Source organism: Streptomyces fradiae ATCC 10745 = DSM 40063, from assembly GCF_008704425.1.
GTDB classification, from domain to species: domain Bacteria; phylum Actinomycetota; class Actinomycetes; order Streptomycetales; family Streptomycetaceae; genus Streptomyces; species Streptomyces fradiae.
In genome coordinates this window covers 2,421,274-2,436,357 of the sequence record NZ_CP023696.1, presented here as the reverse complement: position 1 = coordinate 2,436,357, position 15,084 = coordinate 2,421,274, and the positions used below count along the sequence as shown (strand labels likewise).

Annotated in this window: 17 protein-coding genes; 12 read left to right on the top strand and 5 right to left on the bottom strand. The window is 71.9% G+C overall.

Translation table 11 applies throughout. The features are described 5' to 3' along the window. Positions 1-31 precede the first annotated feature (31 nt). Both CP974_RS10855 and CP974_RS10850 read right to left on the bottom strand, forming a co-directional pair. Positions 32-1,816, bottom strand: a complete 1,785-nt coding sequence (locus tag CP974_RS10855; protein WP_031131143.1) for an alpha/beta hydrolase — start codon at positions 1,814-1,816, stop codon at positions 32-34. 9 nt (positions 1,817-1,825) lie between these two features. Next, complete coding sequence (locus CP974_RS10850) at positions 1,826-2,287, bottom strand: hypothetical protein (RefSeq protein ID WP_031131141.1); 462 nt, start codon at positions 2,285-2,287, stop codon at positions 1,826-1,828. Positions 2,288-2,617: 330 nt separating this feature from the next. Here CP974_RS10850 and CP974_RS10845 point away from each other — a divergent pair, with 330 nt between their 5' ends. From CP974_RS10845 to CP974_RS10835, 3 genes are read left to right on the top strand one after another with little or no spacing between them, the layout of a single operon-like run. Next, the gene (locus CP974_RS10845; protein WP_031131139.1) at positions 2,618-3,043 is read left to right on the top strand and encodes a hypothetical protein; all 426 of its coding nucleotides are present in this window, start codon (positions 2,618-2,620) and stop codon (positions 3,041-3,043) included. A gap of 10 nt (positions 3,044-3,053) precedes the next feature. Then, positions 3,054-5,198 carry a hypothetical protein gene (locus CP974_RS10840; protein WP_031131137.1) on the top strand — a complete coding sequence of 715 codons (2,145 nt, stop codon included), beginning with the start codon at positions 3,054-3,056 and terminating at the stop codon, positions 5,196-5,198. Next, positions 5,176-5,862 carry a hypothetical protein gene (locus tag CP974_RS10835; protein ID WP_031131135.1) on the top strand — a complete coding sequence of 229 codons (687 nt, stop codon included), beginning with the start codon at positions 5,176-5,178 and terminating at the stop codon, positions 5,860-5,862. Before CP974_RS10840 ends, CP974_RS10835 begins: the two co-directional genes overlap by 23 nt. A 65-nt stretch (positions 5,863-5,927) precedes the next feature. Here the strand turns inward: CP974_RS10835 and CP974_RS10830 are convergent, their stop codons facing one another. Both CP974_RS10830 and CP974_RS10825 read right to left on the bottom strand, forming a co-directional pair. After that, positions 5,928-6,287, bottom strand: a complete 360-nt coding sequence (locus tag CP974_RS10830) for a hypothetical protein (protein WP_037937727.1) — start codon at positions 6,285-6,287, stop codon at positions 5,928-5,930. After that, positions 6,284-6,610, bottom strand: coding sequence for a hypothetical protein (locus tag CP974_RS10825; protein ID WP_031131133.1), 327 nt, complete (start codon positions 6,608-6,610; stop codon positions 6,284-6,286). Before CP974_RS10825 ends, CP974_RS10830 begins: the two co-directional genes overlap by 4 nt. 171 nt (positions 6,611-6,781) lie before the next feature. On the opposite strand from CP974_RS10825, the gene CP974_RS10820 reads away from it, so the two are divergent. The 9 genes from CP974_RS10820 to CP974_RS10780 all read left to right on the top strand — a co-directional run bounded on the left by CP974_RS10820 (position 6,782) and on the right by CP974_RS10780 (position 14,510). Continuing rightward, positions 6,782-7,042, top strand: a complete 261-nt coding sequence (locus CP974_RS10820; RefSeq protein WP_031131131.1) for a GntR family transcriptional regulator — start codon at positions 6,782-6,784, stop codon at positions 7,040-7,042. Positions 7,043-7,152: 110 nt separating this feature from the next. Next, a complete protein-coding gene (locus CP974_RS10815) occupies positions 7,153-7,404 on the top strand; it encodes a GntR family transcriptional regulator (protein WP_031131129.1) in 252 nt (83 codons plus the stop codon). Positions 7,405-7,494: 90 nt separating this feature from the next. Beyond that, the gene (locus CP974_RS10810; RefSeq protein ID WP_031131127.1) at positions 7,495-7,995 is read left to right on the top strand and encodes a VOC family protein; all 501 of its coding nucleotides are present in this window, start codon (positions 7,495-7,497) and stop codon (positions 7,993-7,995) included. 246 nt (positions 7,996-8,241) lie between these two features. Beyond that, positions 8,242-9,714, top strand: coding sequence for an MFS transporter (locus CP974_RS10805; RefSeq protein WP_031131125.1), 1,473 nt, complete (start codon positions 8,242-8,244; stop codon positions 9,712-9,714). A gap of 31 nt (positions 9,715-9,745) precedes the next feature. Beyond that, complete coding sequence (locus CP974_RS10800; RefSeq protein WP_031131122.1) at positions 9,746-9,943, top strand: Arc family DNA-binding protein; 198 nt, start codon at positions 9,746-9,748, stop codon at positions 9,941-9,943. Then, a complete protein-coding gene (locus CP974_RS10795) occupies positions 9,943-10,314 on the top strand; it encodes a type II toxin-antitoxin system death-on-curing family toxin (RefSeq protein WP_031131120.1) in 372 nt (123 codons plus the stop codon). Before CP974_RS10800 ends, CP974_RS10795 begins: the two co-directional genes overlap by 1 nt. 174 nt (positions 10,315-10,488) lie before the next feature. Further along, positions 10,489-12,273, top strand: a complete 1,785-nt coding sequence (locus tag CP974_RS10790) for a DEAD/DEAH box helicase (protein ID WP_078915563.1) — start codon at positions 10,489-10,491, stop codon at positions 12,271-12,273. Positions 12,274-12,937: 664 nt separating this feature from the next. Then, on the top strand, positions 12,938-13,582 hold the full coding sequence (locus tag CP974_RS10785) for an IclR family transcriptional regulator (protein ID WP_031131116.1): 645 nt from the start codon (positions 12,938-12,940) through the stop codon (positions 13,580-13,582). Positions 13,583-13,712: 130 nt separating this feature from the next. Further along, positions 13,713-14,510 carry a S16 family serine protease gene (locus CP974_RS10780; protein WP_031131114.1) on the top strand — a complete coding sequence of 266 codons (798 nt, stop codon included), beginning with the start codon at positions 13,713-13,715 and terminating at the stop codon, positions 14,508-14,510. A 71-nt stretch (positions 14,511-14,581) separates the two neighbouring features. Here CP974_RS10780 and CP974_RS10775 read toward each other — a convergent pair whose 3' ends face one another. Next, the gene (locus CP974_RS10775) at positions 14,582-15,067 is read right to left on the bottom strand and encodes an Lrp/AsnC family transcriptional regulator (protein ID WP_031131112.1); all 486 of its coding nucleotides are present in this window, start codon (positions 15,065-15,067) and stop codon (positions 14,582-14,584) included. Positions 15,068-15,084: the final 17 nt, after the last annotated feature.

Here is a 15,084-nt window from a genome sequence, read left to right as displayed (position 1 = left end):
TCCAGTGGCCTTGCGTCCGCGGGTTCACCGACTAGTCCAGTTGCACCTTGTCGTACCGTCCGGCCACGACCAGGGCCTGATTCACCAGGCTCTCGGAGCCTTCGTCCCAGTATCCGCTGTGACCTTCGGTGTCCGTGGCCATCTGGTTGGCACCGAACGATGCGTCGCTGGGGACCACCGCATAGTGTCTCCACCTGTTCCCGCCATGTCCCCATCGGCCGATGTCCGGGACGACGTCACCGTCCGCCTCCTGATTCCAGACATGTCCCCGAGGAACATCCAGCTCCTCGGCCGTGGCGACGGTGACGCCAGGGCTTCCTACGGTGATCACGTCATCCGCGTTCAGCGTGCCGTGGTCCGCCGCGGAGCCGACGAGGGTCGTTCCGTATGAGTGACCGATCACCGTGCGGTGTGTCCCCGAGTCGCCGGCGTGCGATGTCTCCAGGCCATCGAGAAACCTGTTGAGGGCCGGTGCGCCGTCGTCCGCGTAGTGACGGAAGGGAGCGTCCTTGACGATGTCCTGGGGCGCGTCGTATCCGAGCCATGTGATGGTGGAAACCGCTTTGCCGTCGGCTTCGTCCTGGGCCGTACGCCATACGCGGACCATCCGGTCGATATCGCCGCCGATGCTCTCCAGTCTCGCCGTCGTACCCGGTACGTAGACGGCCTGGTGGGCGGCTGTGTCCGGGTTTCCGTTGGCGATGATCGCCCGGCCGTTTCCGTCGGGACTGAATCCCAGGAGGTAGGCCTCGGGAAGACCCTGCTTCCCGGTCTGGTCGAAGCGCTGCTGGATCCTGTCCATGCCCTTGAGGGACTTGGTGAGCTGCTCGTAGCGATCGCCGTACTGCCGGTGCCACTCCATCCACTCGTCGGTGTGCACCTTGGCCGGGTACCGGCCCGCGACGATCCACGTCCACTCGTTGGCGGGGGGCTTGGGGATCGAGGCCAGTTCCAGCCGGTACTGGGCGTACCGCTCGTCGAAGACGACGCGGTTGGCGTCGTCGCGCACGGCGGAGGGCAGCCCGTCGAGCCTCCCCACGGCGGCCGGCTCCAGCGAGAGCCACGCCGTGCGCTCCTCGGGGGTGAGCCCGTCCCACCAGGCGGCGTTGTCCTTGGGGCTGCCGTCCTTCGGGGGGTGGGGGAGGGAGTCGAGGTAGCCCTTGCCCGCGTCGTGGACCCCGCTCGTGTCGGACTGCGCGTCCGTCCAGTCCCGGTCGGAGACGGTCAGGTCGTCGTCGGCCTTCAGCGCGCGCAGCTTCGGCGCCCACTTGGCGTCGGCGTCGGCGGCCTCCTTCACGGCGTCGGCGACCCGGTTGGCGAACTCCAGGGCCTTGCCGTAGTTGGGGTTCGGGTGGGCGTTGGCCGCCTGGCGGTAGAGCGCGTCGGCCAGGGGGGAGGTGGGGCCGCCCGAGCCCCTGACCGTGCCGCCCTCGGGGACCTTCCCGTCGACCTCCTGGCCGCCCGCGGGGTAGCCGACCGAGCCGTCGGGGTGCACCGTGCAGCCGGCCGCCCGCGCGTCCGCCTCGGCCGCCTCCAGCTTCCGCTTGGCCGCGGCCATGTCGTGCGCGAAGCCGTTCAGCGCGGTGCTCACCAGGGCGCACTCGGTCTGCGCGTAGTGGAAGTTCTCCGCCAGCTCCTTCAGCTCGGCCAGTGCAGCGGTCGCCGCCTCACCGTCGAGTCGCGCGCGGATGCCGGAGGCGATCCGGATGTCGACGCTGTCCTTGGCCTTCCCGGCCATCTCGCCCGCGGCGCGGTAGCCGTCGGCGGCGTCCTCGAACGAGGCCGGCTTGAACGTGCGCAGAGTCCCCAGGTCCATGGCCGCCGGTCACCTGCCCTTCGCCTGGCCGCCGACGGCCTCGGTGTCGGCGTACTGGACCTTGGCCTTGGCGATCTCCTCGCCGATCGCCTGGTCGGTCATCGTCAGATCGCGCCCGGCCCGCTCCAGCAGCCCGCCCAGCGTCCCGCACCGCCCGCTCACCTTGCCGAGGTACGCCTTCCAGGAGTCGTACACCTCCTTCTGGGCCGCCGCCGACGCGCACCCGGACGTGTCCGCCACCCCCGCCTGCCCGTCCTCCAGGCTCTTCAGGCCCTTGCCGATGTCGCCCTTCAGACCGCTGACGCCCTCGCCCGCCTGCGTCCAGGCCCTCCGCTGGGTCCGCAGCTCCCCGGAGGGGCCGCCGCCTCCGCCACCGAACGGGTCCTCGGCCGGCAGCTGGTTGAGCTGCGTCCGAGTCGACCGGCGTTCAGCGGCTGCGGTCTTGAGCTGTTCCCACTCGTCCCACGACATCGACGCCCCTCCACGGATGGGTCTGTCCTACGGCCCGGCGGTGCTTCCGCGCCACAGTATCGACGGTGGGCGCATACGGCTCTGAGTACGCGTACTCATAGACACCCGGCAGCACCGGAGGGGCCCGCACCCGTCCCGTCCCGTCGCAGGACGCGGCCCGCGCGAGGAGCCGCCCCCGGGTCGTGGCGGCCGACACGCGCCGATCGAGCCTGCGACCGGAGCGTTTCGGTCAACCCGAAGCCGGCGCCACGCCCGCCGGCCGTGAAACCCGCGGGCGGGGGCTCGACCCGCCCCTAGGGTGAGCCCCGCGGGGGACGCAAAGGGGGACAGATGTCGTTCGAGGAAGAGTGGAGCGGTCTCAAGAGGACGGCGCTGGAGCGCCAGACGAGCATGCGGCTCAACCAGTTGGCACCCGAGGCGGGAGGCGGCGGGGCGGCGCCCGACCTGAAGACCGCGCCGGCGAGAAAGCGGAAGTTCGCCAACACCATCGAGACCGAACTCGAGGGCCCGACATGCGCGGCGGGGGACATCGCGGACGGCGCCATGAGCACCGCCGCGAAGGCGTTCGCCGGCTGGGACACCGCCGCCGGCCTGAAGAAGTCCCACGAGAGGTGGGAGGGCAAGGCCAAGCGCCTCCAGGGGCGGCTCGCCTCCCACAAGACACAACTGCGCGGCGCCGCGAACCAGTTGGTCAACACGGACCTGGACGTGGGCCAGACCCTGCGGCGACCGCCGTCGAACCTGTCGGGACTGTGAGGAGACCCGCGTGCCGACGTATCAGCAGATCCTGGACATGGACTTCTCCGCCTTGGCCGGTGCCGCGGACGCCTGGAAGACCACCGCCGCCAGGTTCAAGAAGCTGGAGGGCGTCTTCGCCGACGGCGTGAAGAGCCTCTCCGTCGGAACGGACTGGCGCGGCGAGAGCGCCAACGCCTCCCTCAAGCCCCTGGGGGTCACCCGCCAGGAGTACGCCGCGGCGCAGCGCGAAGCCCTCGCGATGGAGTCCCTTCTCCGGGACGCGCACAGCACCTTCGTGCGGTTGCAGGGGCAGCTCAGGTCGGCGGTGGCCGACGCCGTCGCCGCCGGAATGAAGGTCTCGGAGGGCGGCGTCGCGTCCTACGACTTCGGCAAGGTCGACGCCGCCACGGCCCACAGCGTCCGCCACCAGCCCGACCTCCGCGAGGTCGAGCAGTCCTACACGAGGAACATCACCAACGCGGTCAAGGCGGTCGACGACTTCGACGCGTACGTGAAGCGCGCCCTCGTCAGCGAGACGGCACCGGACGGCACCTCACCGCTCGGCTTCAACGGCAGGGCGGTCGGTGATGTCGAGGCGGCCGCTGCCGCCGGCCTCGCCGAGAAGGTCAGGGCGGGGGAGGCGACACCGCGGGAGCTGGCGGAGTTCAGGGACCTCCTGCGCCACCACTCCCACGACAAGCACTTCAGCGAGGCGCTTCTCCACTCCCTCGGAGGCAAGGAGACCGTGCTGCTGTCCGACCAGATGAACCTGGCGGCCCACGAGCGCGGAGTGTCGGCAGCGGACCGGAAGCTGTACGAGTCCGTCAACGCCGGCCTCGCCGCGACCATCGCGTCCGGCACCAAGGACCCGACCGGGTACGCGTACCGCCCGTTCGTCGACGGCCTCAAGTCCTTCGGCGACGACTCGTGGGGCGGGTCCACCCCCCTGCGCGGCTACCAGGCGCTCGCGACGCTGATGTCCCACGGGGAGGGGTACGGCAAGCAGTTCCTCAACGACATGGGCGCTGCGATCATCGCCACGGAGACGGACAACCCCCGCATCTGGGATCACGCCTACGACATGGAGCGCCCCAACCTGGTGACCGACCCTCTGGAGAGCCTGCTCCAGACCATGAGCAAGGACCCGGCCGCCGCGGAGTACTTCCTCGACCCGCAGGCGAAGGGCAACGAGAACGGCCACCTCGAGTACCTGCTCACCAAACGCGAGTGGAGCACCTCGTACATGGCGACGCTGCCCGACGCGCCGCGCGAGATGCACGATCCGTCCCAGGCGTCGGGTCTGGGCGCCGCCATCCAGGCCGCCGCCACGGGCCACGAACCCGGCGAGAAACTCGGCCCTCCCGGCCCGCACACCGAGGGCCAGGCCCGGGTGATGCACCACGCCATCCGCTTCCTGGACAAGGACGCGGGCGGCGACGAGTTCCCCGAGCACCTGGAGAACCTCCGCCAGCCCATGGCCAGGGCGCTCGCGGACTACGTGGCGGACACCCACCAGATCCTGGGCGGGCAGGAGTCCGACCTCGGAGGCGTGGCGGGCAGCGACTCCGTTCACGGCTCCGGCGACAAGGCGCAGATCGCCGTGGGTCAGGGAAGCCTCGTCCGCGTCATGCGGGGGATCGCGGACGACGGACCTTCCTACGCCCTTCTCTACGAAGCGGAGCGGGCGTACTCGGCTGAACAACTCGCCAAGGCGCCGGACTTCCCTGGTGACAAGGTGCACGGCAGTAGCGCCGACTGGGACCATCGGGCCCGGGAGATGGGTGCGGCGATGGGCGCGCTCAACGGAGTCGGCGCCGACGTGTACAAGGGCAAGATGGACGACAAGATCGAATGGGCGGAGGATACGGCCGAGTACACGGCGACCGGCGCAAACGGCCTGATCGGCGAGATCCCGATCGTCGGTACCGTGGGCGGCGCGCTCATCGACAGCGTCAAGTACGAATGGATCAAGGACGTCACCGCCATGGCGGAAGGCGAAGAAAAGCGTGACTCCAGCAAGAATTATGCGGCGGGTTCGGAAGGCACCAATAGATTGGTGGACAAGTGGGGCGCAGGTAGGGGGATCGCTGATGACGGGGCCTTCAGTTCTGCGAAGGATGAAGCGAACGAGGGATTCGCATCGGGGCGGGATGCCGCTGCAGCGCACCTTTGATGGCCGTTTCCTGAGCCGTGTGGGTAAATGGGCGACATTCGTTGCCTTGGCATGCCTGCTCGGGTCCTCGTGCGGCACGAGTGGCGAGGAAGAGGGGCTAGCGTCAGATCTGCTCTGTGACGTTTCGGTCGGTTCTCCCGCGGGTGACGCGGTGAGGAAGACGCTCGGCCACAGCGAGGTTGAAACGACGATCTTCGCGGTGCCTTCCCGATTGGTGCAGCGAATGGAGGACGGTTTGCGGGAGTGGACGGCCGAGGAAGGTGCGCTGCCCACCGACGTGTGCCTCTTCCAGCGTCATGCGGCGGAGGGGGATCGTTCGGTGCGGATCAGCTTTCAATGGATTTCCCGGAGTGAATCGCGGAAGCGTGACCTGAGGGACGCGACTGATTACGTGGTGAACGGTGTTCCGGCGCAGGTCAACGAGATTCGGTCCGAGGTCACCTTCCCGTGCTTCATGCCGGGAGACAACCGAATGAAGTCCCGTCAACTGCATTTGGTGGGACGCGCCGCATTCACCGCGGAGGGCCCGGGTGAGTCCCGGGAAGCCATGGACGTACGGCACGTCACTCTGGCGTACCTGATGGCGCAGAAGGCGGTGAAGGCGCTGGGGTGCGAGAACGAGCCCCTTCAGGGTGAGCCGGTGGTGCAGCCGGGCAAGAGGTGAGCGGGAACGACGTGGAGCTGGCGGGGCCTTCCTTCCGGGACATGGGAGGAAGGCCCCGCCTCCGGTCAGGCGCTGTGGCAGGTGCAGGTGATGGAGAAGAACGGGAGCTCGTCGGGGGCTGGGTCGTCGGACTCGTAGACCTCCATGGGGGTGCACTCGTCGTGCTCGCCGGACTCGCACTCCTGGGTTCGGCCGGACGCCCTCGAGTCCGCGGTGATCTCCTCCGTCGTGCGTCGGGACGCCAGCGCCTCCTCCAGGAGGTCGAGTACGTCGGGGACCGGGGGGAAGTGCGGTGCGCACGTGGAGCACGCGTACACGTTGAAGCCGGGGCCGGTGGCCTGATGGACCTCGGACACCACCACCGGGTCGTCCGTGATCCGGGCGCACCGCACGCACATCCGGACCGGCTTTCGGGCCGCGCTCATCGCGTCGCTCCGTGCAGGAGCCGTGTGTCCAGGTCGATGCCGAAGTCGGCCGCGAGGACGAGGGTGAGCCTCCGCCGGGCCTGGGCCTCCTGGCGTTCGTGCGCGAGGAGGTAGGGGCGGACGAGCGCGGAGGCGTCGCCGTCGAGCGGTTCGGGCAGCCCGTAGGGGGAGCGGAGTCGCGGGAGGCGGGTGCGAGGGGCCTCCCGCCGGGTGTCGGTGGGGAAGGCGGTGGCGGGGAACGGGCCCGCGCCGGCCCGCCTGCGTCCCGAGCCGGGGGCGAGTACGCCCAGCAGCAAGCGCGCGAGTGCGGGGATAATGCTCACCGTCGTCAACCTCCATCGGGTTGGTGGCCATGCCCCGGGAGTCCTGGCCGACTCGCCGGGGCTTTGATGTGCACTCACGCTAGCCGCTGACGACAGTTGTCGGCAGCGGTAGGCAGTGGTTGACAGTTGTTGATGATGCGCGGCTGTTGCTGGACGTTTACGTTCGCTTCCGTGACGGAGAAGATCAACCCCAGTGCGGCCGCCTATCACTACGAGCAGCTCGCGAACATTCTGGAGCGCAAGATCAGAAGCGGCGAGTTCGCGCTCGGCACTCGGCTGCCCGGAGAGATGCTGCTCTCCCAGGAGTACGGCGTCGGCTCCAACACGGTGCGCCGGGCGCTCGACATCCTGCGCGAGCGGAAGCTGGTCGTGACCGTACGGGCGAGGGGATCGTTCGTGGTGGAGAAGCTGCCTGACGCCTCCGGGGCGTGAGAGTGGGCTCGGGCTGCCCTACTGACGCCCCGGTCGGTGCGGGGGGTCGAGCCCGGTAGCGGGCGGAACCGTGCGTGGGTCACGTTCGTCGTCACACCCTGGGAGGGCGTATGGATCTCGACCGGAGCAGGCCCGTGTGGCCCAAGATCGCGGACGAACTGCGTCGCCGGATCGACGCAGGCGTGTATGCGGCGGGTGCGCGGTTCCCGGCCGTCGTCGATCTCGCGGCGGAGCTGGACGTCGCTCCCTCCACGGTGCAGAAGGCCGTGGCCGCCCTGCGTACCGAGGGCCGGCTCTACACCGTCCTCGGCCAGGGATCGTTCGTCGCCGCGCCGGCGGAGGGCGACACCTCCCGCGGCTGATCGTTGCGGCGTCCGGCGTAGTGGGCGATGAGTTCCGGGGCTTCCGCCGGTCTACTCGTGTGTAGGCGGACGGAAGGGAAGGAGCCCGACATGCAGCAGAAGATCACGCCGTACCTCTGGTTCGACGGCCAGGCGGAGGAGGCGGCCGCGTACTACACCTCGATCTTCGAGGACTCGCGCATCGTGAGGGTCGACCGCTACCCCGAGGGCACGCCGATGCCGGCGGGATCGGTCATGACCGTCGAGTTCGAGCTCGCCGGGCAGCGCTACGTGGCGATGAACGGCGGACCCGAGTTCACCTTCAGCGAGGCGATCTCGCTGTCGGTGGGGTGCGAGGACCAGGAGGAGGTCGACTACTTCTGGTCACGGCTCTCCGAGGGCGGCGAGGAGGGGCCCTGCGGGTGGCTCAAGGACAGGTACGGGCTGTCCTGGCAGATCACCCCGCGCGTCCTGGAGGACATGATGCGCGACCCCGACCCCGCGAAGTCCCGGCGCGCCGCCGAGGCCATGATGGGCATGAAGAAGCTCGACGTGCGGGCCCTGCGGGACGCGTTCGAGGGCGCGGGGGAAGGAGCGGGCGCGCGTTCCTGAGCCCGTGGACCTGCCCCGGTGCGGGCCCCCGGCCGGGGGCCCGCCGAGGGCCTGCGCCATCGGTACCGCCCCCGGCCGTACGGCGCGTGGGCAGGGGGTCGCGCGGGCGGCCGGTGCCGGGCCGTACGGCGTCGGCACGGGCGCGTACGGCGTCCGGTACCGCCCCTGGTCGTACGGCCAAGGGCTGAGCGGGGCCCGGCCGAATTACAGGAGTCAAACCGGTCCATGCCTCTTACCCTGGAGGTCATGAGCGCCTTGGAACCCCCCGGCACCGCAGCCGCCGCAGCCCCCCACCCCGCCGCCCCCGAGAAGGGCGGCGGCGGTGTGATGGACCGGGAGCACCGGGCGCTCAGCATCGGCATCGTCTCCGTGGTGCTGCTGATCGCGTTCGAGGCGACCGCCGTCGGCACGGCGATGCCGGTCGCGGCGCGGGAGCTGGACGGCGTGCCGCTGTACGCGTTCGCCTTCTCGGCGTACTTCACGACCAGCCTCTTCGGCATGGTGCTGGCCGGGCAGTGGGCCGACCGCAGCGGGCCGCTCGGTGCCCTGGCGTCCGGGATCGCGGCGTTCGGCGCGGGGCTGCTGCTGTCGGGGACGGCGGGCACGATGTGGCTGTTCATCGCCGGGCGGGCCGTGCAGGGCCTGGGCGGCGGGCTGGTGATCGTCGCGCTGTACGTGGTGGTCAGCCGGGCGTACGAGGAGCGGCTGCGGCCCGCGATCATGGCGGCGTTCGCGGCGAGCTGGGTGATTCCGTCGATCGTGGGGCCGCTCGCGGCCGGGACGGTGACCGAGCGGCTGGGCTGGCGGTGGGTGTTCCTCGGCATACCGGCGCTCGTGGTGCCGCCCCTGGTGCTCGCCCTCCCGGCGATCCGGCGCCGGGCCTCCGGGCCCGCCGAGCCGGGCGCGCCGGCCGCGGCCTTCGACCGGCGGCGGCTGCGGCTGGCGCTGGCGATCTCGGTGGGCGCCGGGCTCCTCCAGTACGCGGGCCAGGACCTGCGCTGGCTGTCGCTGCTGCCCGCGGCCGTCGGCTTCGCGCTGCTCGTACCGGCCGTGCTGGGGCTGCTGCCGCGCGGTACGTACCGGGCGGCGCGCGGGCTGCCGTCCGTGGTGCTGCTGCGGGGCGTCGCCGCGGGCGCGTTCATCTCCGCCGAGTCGTTCGTGCCGCTGATGCTGGTCACGCAGCGGGGGCTGAGCCCGACGCTCGCGGGGCTGTCGCTCGCGGCGGGCGGGGCGACGTGGGCGCTGGGCTCCTTCATCCAGTCGCGTCCGCGCGTGGAGCCGTACCGGGAGCGGCTGATGGTGCTCGGGATGGTGCTGGTCGCGGCGGCCATCGCGGGGGCGCCGACCGTGCTGCTGCCGTGGGTGCCGGTGTGGGTGGTGGCCGTGGCGTGGGGCTTCGGGTGCCTCGGCATGGGCATGGTGATCGCCTCCACGAGCGTGATGCTGCTGAAGCTGTCCGCGCCGGAGGAGGCCGGGACCAACTCGGCGGCGCTCCAGATCTCCGACGGCCTGGCGAACGTGCTGCTCCTCGCGGCGGGCGGCGCGGCCTTCGCCGCCCTGGGCGGCGGCTCCGTGGGCGGCGGCCACGGCGCGGCGGTCGCGGGGGCGGCCGCCTCGCACCCGGCGGCGTTCGCGGCCGTGTTCCTCCCGATGGCGGGGGTCGCGCTGCTGGGGGCGTGGGTGGCGTCCCGGGTGCGGGCGGCTCCGCCGGGGCGGTGACACCATGTGGTACCGCGCGGTGCCGTTGGTCATGGCTGGTCTGAACGTGAGGTTCTCCGAGGAAGAGCTGACCGCGCTGCGCGAGCGCGCCGAAGCGGAGGGCCGCAGCATGCAGGCTTTCGCGCACGACGCCGTCATGCGGTCCGTCAACGAGCACTCGCGGCTGTTCGACGAAGCCGCCGAGCACGTCCTCAAGGTCAGTGAGGAGCTCAACCGGAGGCTCGCCTGATGCGCTACCTCACCCTGCCCGAGCTGCTCAACCTCGCCGAGCGGCTCGGCACCCCCGACGTGCGCGACTACGGCCTTCTGGACTCCGCGCTCGCCCGGCCCCGGTCCAGCGTCTTCGGCCAGGACGCCTACCCCGACGTCTGGCAGAAGGCCGCCGCCCTCATGGAGTCGATCGCCCGCACCCACGGGCTCGTCGACGGCAACAAGCCCCTCGCCTGGTACGCGACCTGGGTCTTCCTGCATGTGAACGGCCATCCCCTGGACGGGGCGTTCGACGTGGACGAGGCCGAGCGGTTCGTCCTGGACGTCTGCCAGGGCGCCCTCGACGTGCCGAAGATCGCGGCGCAGCTCCCGCGGTTCGCGGTGCGCTGAGCAGGGCGCCGGGGGTCGCCGCCGGGCGCGGTGTGACCCCCGTCGCAGTCCCCGAGGTCACGGCCTCGTTCCGCCCGGGTGGGCGCCGGGCCCCCGGTAGGGTGGCCCGGTTGTCGTGGCGCGCGCACCCCCGCGCGCCCCCCGCGCCCGCCCGAGAGCACCGAATCGGAGACCGTGACTACTACCGCCTCCCATCACCTCTCTCCCGCCTTCCCCGGCCGCGCCCCCTGGGGCACGGCGAACAAGCTGCGCGCCTGGCAGCAGGCGGCCATGGACAAGTACATCCAGGAGCAGCCGCGGGACTTCCTGGCCGTCGCCACCCCCGGCGCCGGCAAGACCACCTTCGCGCTGACCCTCGCCTCCTGGCTGCTGCACCACCACATCGTGCAGCAGGTGACCGTGGTCGCCCCGACCGAGCACCTGAAGAAGCAGTGGGCCGCCGCCGCGGCGCGGATCGGGATCAAGCTGGACCCGGAGTACAGCGCGGGCCCGCTGAGCAAGGAGTACCAGGGCGTCGCCGTCACGTACGCGGGCGTCGGCGTCCGCCCGATGCTGCACCGCAACCGCGTCGAGCAGCGCAAGACCCTGGTGATCCTGGACGAGATCCACCACGCGGGCGACTCCAAGTCGTGGGGCGAGGCGTGCCTGGAGGCGTTCGAGCCGGCGACGCGGCGGCTCGCGCTGACCGGTACGCCCTTCCGGTCCGACACCAACCCGATCCCCTTCGTCACCTACGAGGAGGGCAACGACGGCATCCGGCGGTCGGCCGCCGACTACACGTACGGCTACGGCAACGCCCTCGCCGACAACGTCGTCCGCCCCGTGATCTTCCTCAGCTACAGCGGCAACATGCGCTGGCGCACCAAGGCCGGGGACGAGGTCGCCGCCCGGCTCGGCGAGCCGATGACCAAGGACGCCGTCTCGCAGGCCTGGCGCACGGCGCTCGATCCGCGCGGCGACTGGATGCCGAACGTGCTGCGCGCCGCCGACCAGCGCCTCACCGAGGTCCGCAAGGCCATCCCGGACGCCGGCGCACTCGTCATCGCCTCCGACCAGGAGTCGGCGCGCGCGTACGCCAAGCTCATCCGCGAGATCACCGGGCACGGGGCGACGCTCGTCCTCTCCGACGACGTGGGCGCCTCGAAGCGGATCGACGAGTTCAGCGAGGGCGACGACCGGTGGATGGTCGCGGTCCGCATGGTGTCCGAGGGCGTCGACGTACCGCGCCTCGCCGTCGGCGTGTACGCGACGACGATCTCGACGCCGCTGTTCTTCGCGCAGGCCGTCGGGCGTTTCGTGCGGTCCCGCAGGCGCGGCGAGACCGCGTCCGTCTTCCTGCCGACCATCCCCATGCTCATGGGCTTCGCCAACGAGATGGAGGTCGAGCGCGACCACGTCCTCGACCGGCCGAAGAAGGAGGGCGAGGAGGACCCGTACGCCGAGTCCGAGAAGGAACTGGACGAGGCGAACAGGGAGCAGGACGAGGACACCGGCGAGCAGGACATGCTGCCCTTCGAGGCGCTGGAGTCCGACGCCGTCTTCGACCGGGTGATGTACAACGGCGCCGAGTTCGGCATGCAGGCCCACCCCGGCAGCCAGGAGGAGCAGGACTACCTCGGCATCCCCGGCCTCCTGGAGCCCGACCAGGTGCAGTTGCTGCTGCAGAAGCGGCAGGCCCGGCAGATCGCCCACAGCCGCCAGAAGCCCGCCGAGGAGGCCGACCTCCTCGAACTGCCCGCGGAGCGGCGGCCGGTCGTCTCCCACAAGGAGCTGATGGAGCTGCGCAAGCAGCTCAACACGATGGTGGGCGCGTACGTCCACCAGAGCGGCAAACCGCACGGGGTGATCCACACCGAGCTGCGCCGGGTGTGCGGCGGCCCGCCGAGCGCGGAGGCGACGGCCGGGCAGATCCGGGAGCGGATCAAGAAGGTCCAGGAGTGGGCCACCCGCATGCGCTGAGCCGGAGGCGGGGCACCCGAGGCGGGGCGGCTGGGCGGTCGGCCGCGGGTGCGCCGCCGGAAACGGGGCCTTGAGACCGCGTGCTTGAGGCCGCGCGCTTGAGACCGCGTGCTTGAGACCGCGCGCTTGAGACCGCGTGCTTCAGACTGCGCTTGAGGTCGCGCCCCTGGGTCGGGGCGGTTGAGGCGGGGCGGTACGGGCGGTGCCCGGTGTGCCGGGAGGGGTGGGCGCGCCGCGCTCGGCGTCACGACCGTGCCCAGCGGGCCGGCGCGCCCGGCGTGCCGGTGCGCGGTGCCGCGGTGTGGTGGGGGATTCGCCGGGTACGGGGTGTGCGCCCCGGAGCCTCCCCGTTCGGGGGTGCGGCTCCGGGGCGTTTCCGCGCCGCTTCGGGGGTTTTGGGTACGGCTTCACCCCCGCGGCGTGAGAAAGGGGGCATTCCCGGATCAACTCCCCATCCGCGCCCGGATTCTGGACGAGGTCTTCCGCTGAGCGGATCGGGTGGTTACTGTCCGGGCACATGCAAACGCCCCGTGGCAGCGCCGCCGCGGAGCGCAGCCGGTGTGCCATGGCCTGCCGGCGGCCTCTCGGTGCGACGCCCAACGGGACGGGCGCCGCCTCCGCGTTGAGAGTGTCCGCCGTCACTCACTCCGAAGGAGGGGGCGTCGTGACCGCGGAAACCTCCCAGACGCTCGACCGGGGACTGCGCGTCCTCAAGCTGCTCGCCGACACCGACCACGGGTTGACCGTCACCGAGCTGTCCCACCGGCTCGGCGTCAACCGCACGGTCGTCTACCGCCTGCTCGCCACGCTCGAGCAGCACGCGCTGGTACGGCGCGACCTGGGCGGCCGGGCCCGTGTCGGGCTCGGCGTGCTCCGGCTGAGCCGCCAGGTCCACCCGCTCGTGCGGGAGGCCGCGCTGCCCGCGCTGCGCTCGCTCGCCGAGGACATCGGGGCGACGGCGCACCTCACCCTCGTGGACGGCGCCGAGGCGCTGGCCGTCGCCGTGGTCGAACCGACGTGGACGGACTACCACGTGGCGTACCGCGCCGGTTTCCGCCACCCGCTGGACCGGGGCGCGGCGGGGCGGGCCATCCTGCAGGCCCGGCAGGCGGGCGGGGCGCCCGACCCCGCGTACACCCTCACCCACGGTGAACTGGAGGCGGGCGCCAGCGGGGCGGCGGCGCCGCTGCTCGGGGTGACCGGCATCGAGGGGAGCGTCGGCGTGGTGATGCTGAGCGACGCCGTGCCGGAGCGGGTGGGGCCGCGCGTGGTCGACGCCGCCCGCGAGGTCGCCGACGCCCTGCGCTGAGGCCGGGCCGGTGGGGCCGGGCTGATCGAGCCGGGCCGGTGGGGCCGGTGGGGCCGGGCTGATCCGGTCGGGCCGGTGGGGCCGGGCTGATCGAGCCGGGCCGGTGGGGCCGGGCCGCTAGAGTCGGGGCGTGCTCTCCCGCCTCTCCCGTCTCTCGCTGCCCCGCACGCTGCTGCTGTGCGCCGTGCCCGTGCTGGCCCTCCTCGCGGTGGCCGCCTTCGCGCCGCTGCCGTTCACGATCGCGCTGCCCGGTTCCACGGCCGACGTCCTCGGGGTGGACAAGGGGCGGCAGGTGATCACCATCTCCGGCGCGCCCGTCCGCGAGACCACGGGGGAGCTGCGGATGACCACCATCGTGGCCACCGCGCCCCGCACCGACGTCCGGCTGGACGACGTGGCCGAGGCGTGGTTCCGCACCGACCGGGCCGTGCTGCCGCACGACTCCGTCTACCCGGTCGGCAAGACGGACCGGGAGATCGAGAAGCGCAACCTCGGCCAGATGCGCCTGTCGCAGCAGAACGCCGTGGACGCGGCGCTCGGCTACCTCGGCGACAGCGCGGAGGACGTCCGGGTGACCCTGCACCTCGCCGACGTCGGGGGACCCAGCGCCGGTCTGCTGTTCTCGCTCGGCATCGTCGACAAGCTGGCGGGCGACGGCGAGGGCGGCGACCTGACCGGCGGCAAGGTCGTCGCCGGCACGGGGACGATCACCCCCGACGGGGCGGTCGGCGCGGTCGGCGGCGTGTCCCTCAAGACGCAGGCCGCGGCGCGTGACGGGGCGACCGTCTTCCTCGTGCCGAAGGCGGAGTGCGACGACGCCCGCGCGGCCCGCCCCGAGGGGCTGCGGCTCATCCCGGTGACGACCCTGAAGGACGCCGTCGCCTCCCTGAAGGCGCTCGGGGACGGGGCCCGCGTCCCTTCCTGCTGACCCCCGGCGGTCGGCTCGTGCCCCGCCCGTGCAGCCTCGTACACCCCGTAGCGGCACCTGCGTCCGGCGGGCTAGCCCCGTCGCAGGTCGCCGTCCGCGGCGGCCTGCTCGACCAGCGGGATGATCCGCAGCGGTACCGGGTTCTCCATCACGATCGCCGTGGACGCGCGGACGATCCCCTCGAAGCCCACCACCCGGTCGATCACCCGCTGGAGGTCCGCGTTGGAGCGGGCCACCAGGCGGCACAGCATGTCGCCGTGGCCGGTCGTCGTGTGCAGCTCCAGCACCTCCGGCACGCCCGCCAGGTGCTCCCGTACGTCCGCGCCCTGCCCCTGCTTGATCTCCAGCGTCGCGAACGCGGTCACGGGGTACCCCAGCGCGGCCGGGTCCACCTCCGGTCCGAAGCCCCGGATGACGCCGTTCGACTGGAGCCGGTCCAGCCGCGCCTGCACCGTCCCGCGGGCCACCCCGAGCCGCCTCGACGCCTCCAGCACCCCGATCCTCGGCTCGCGCGCGAGCAGGGCGATGAGCCTGCCGTCCAGATGATCGATCGCCACGGCCGCCTCCCAGTGGT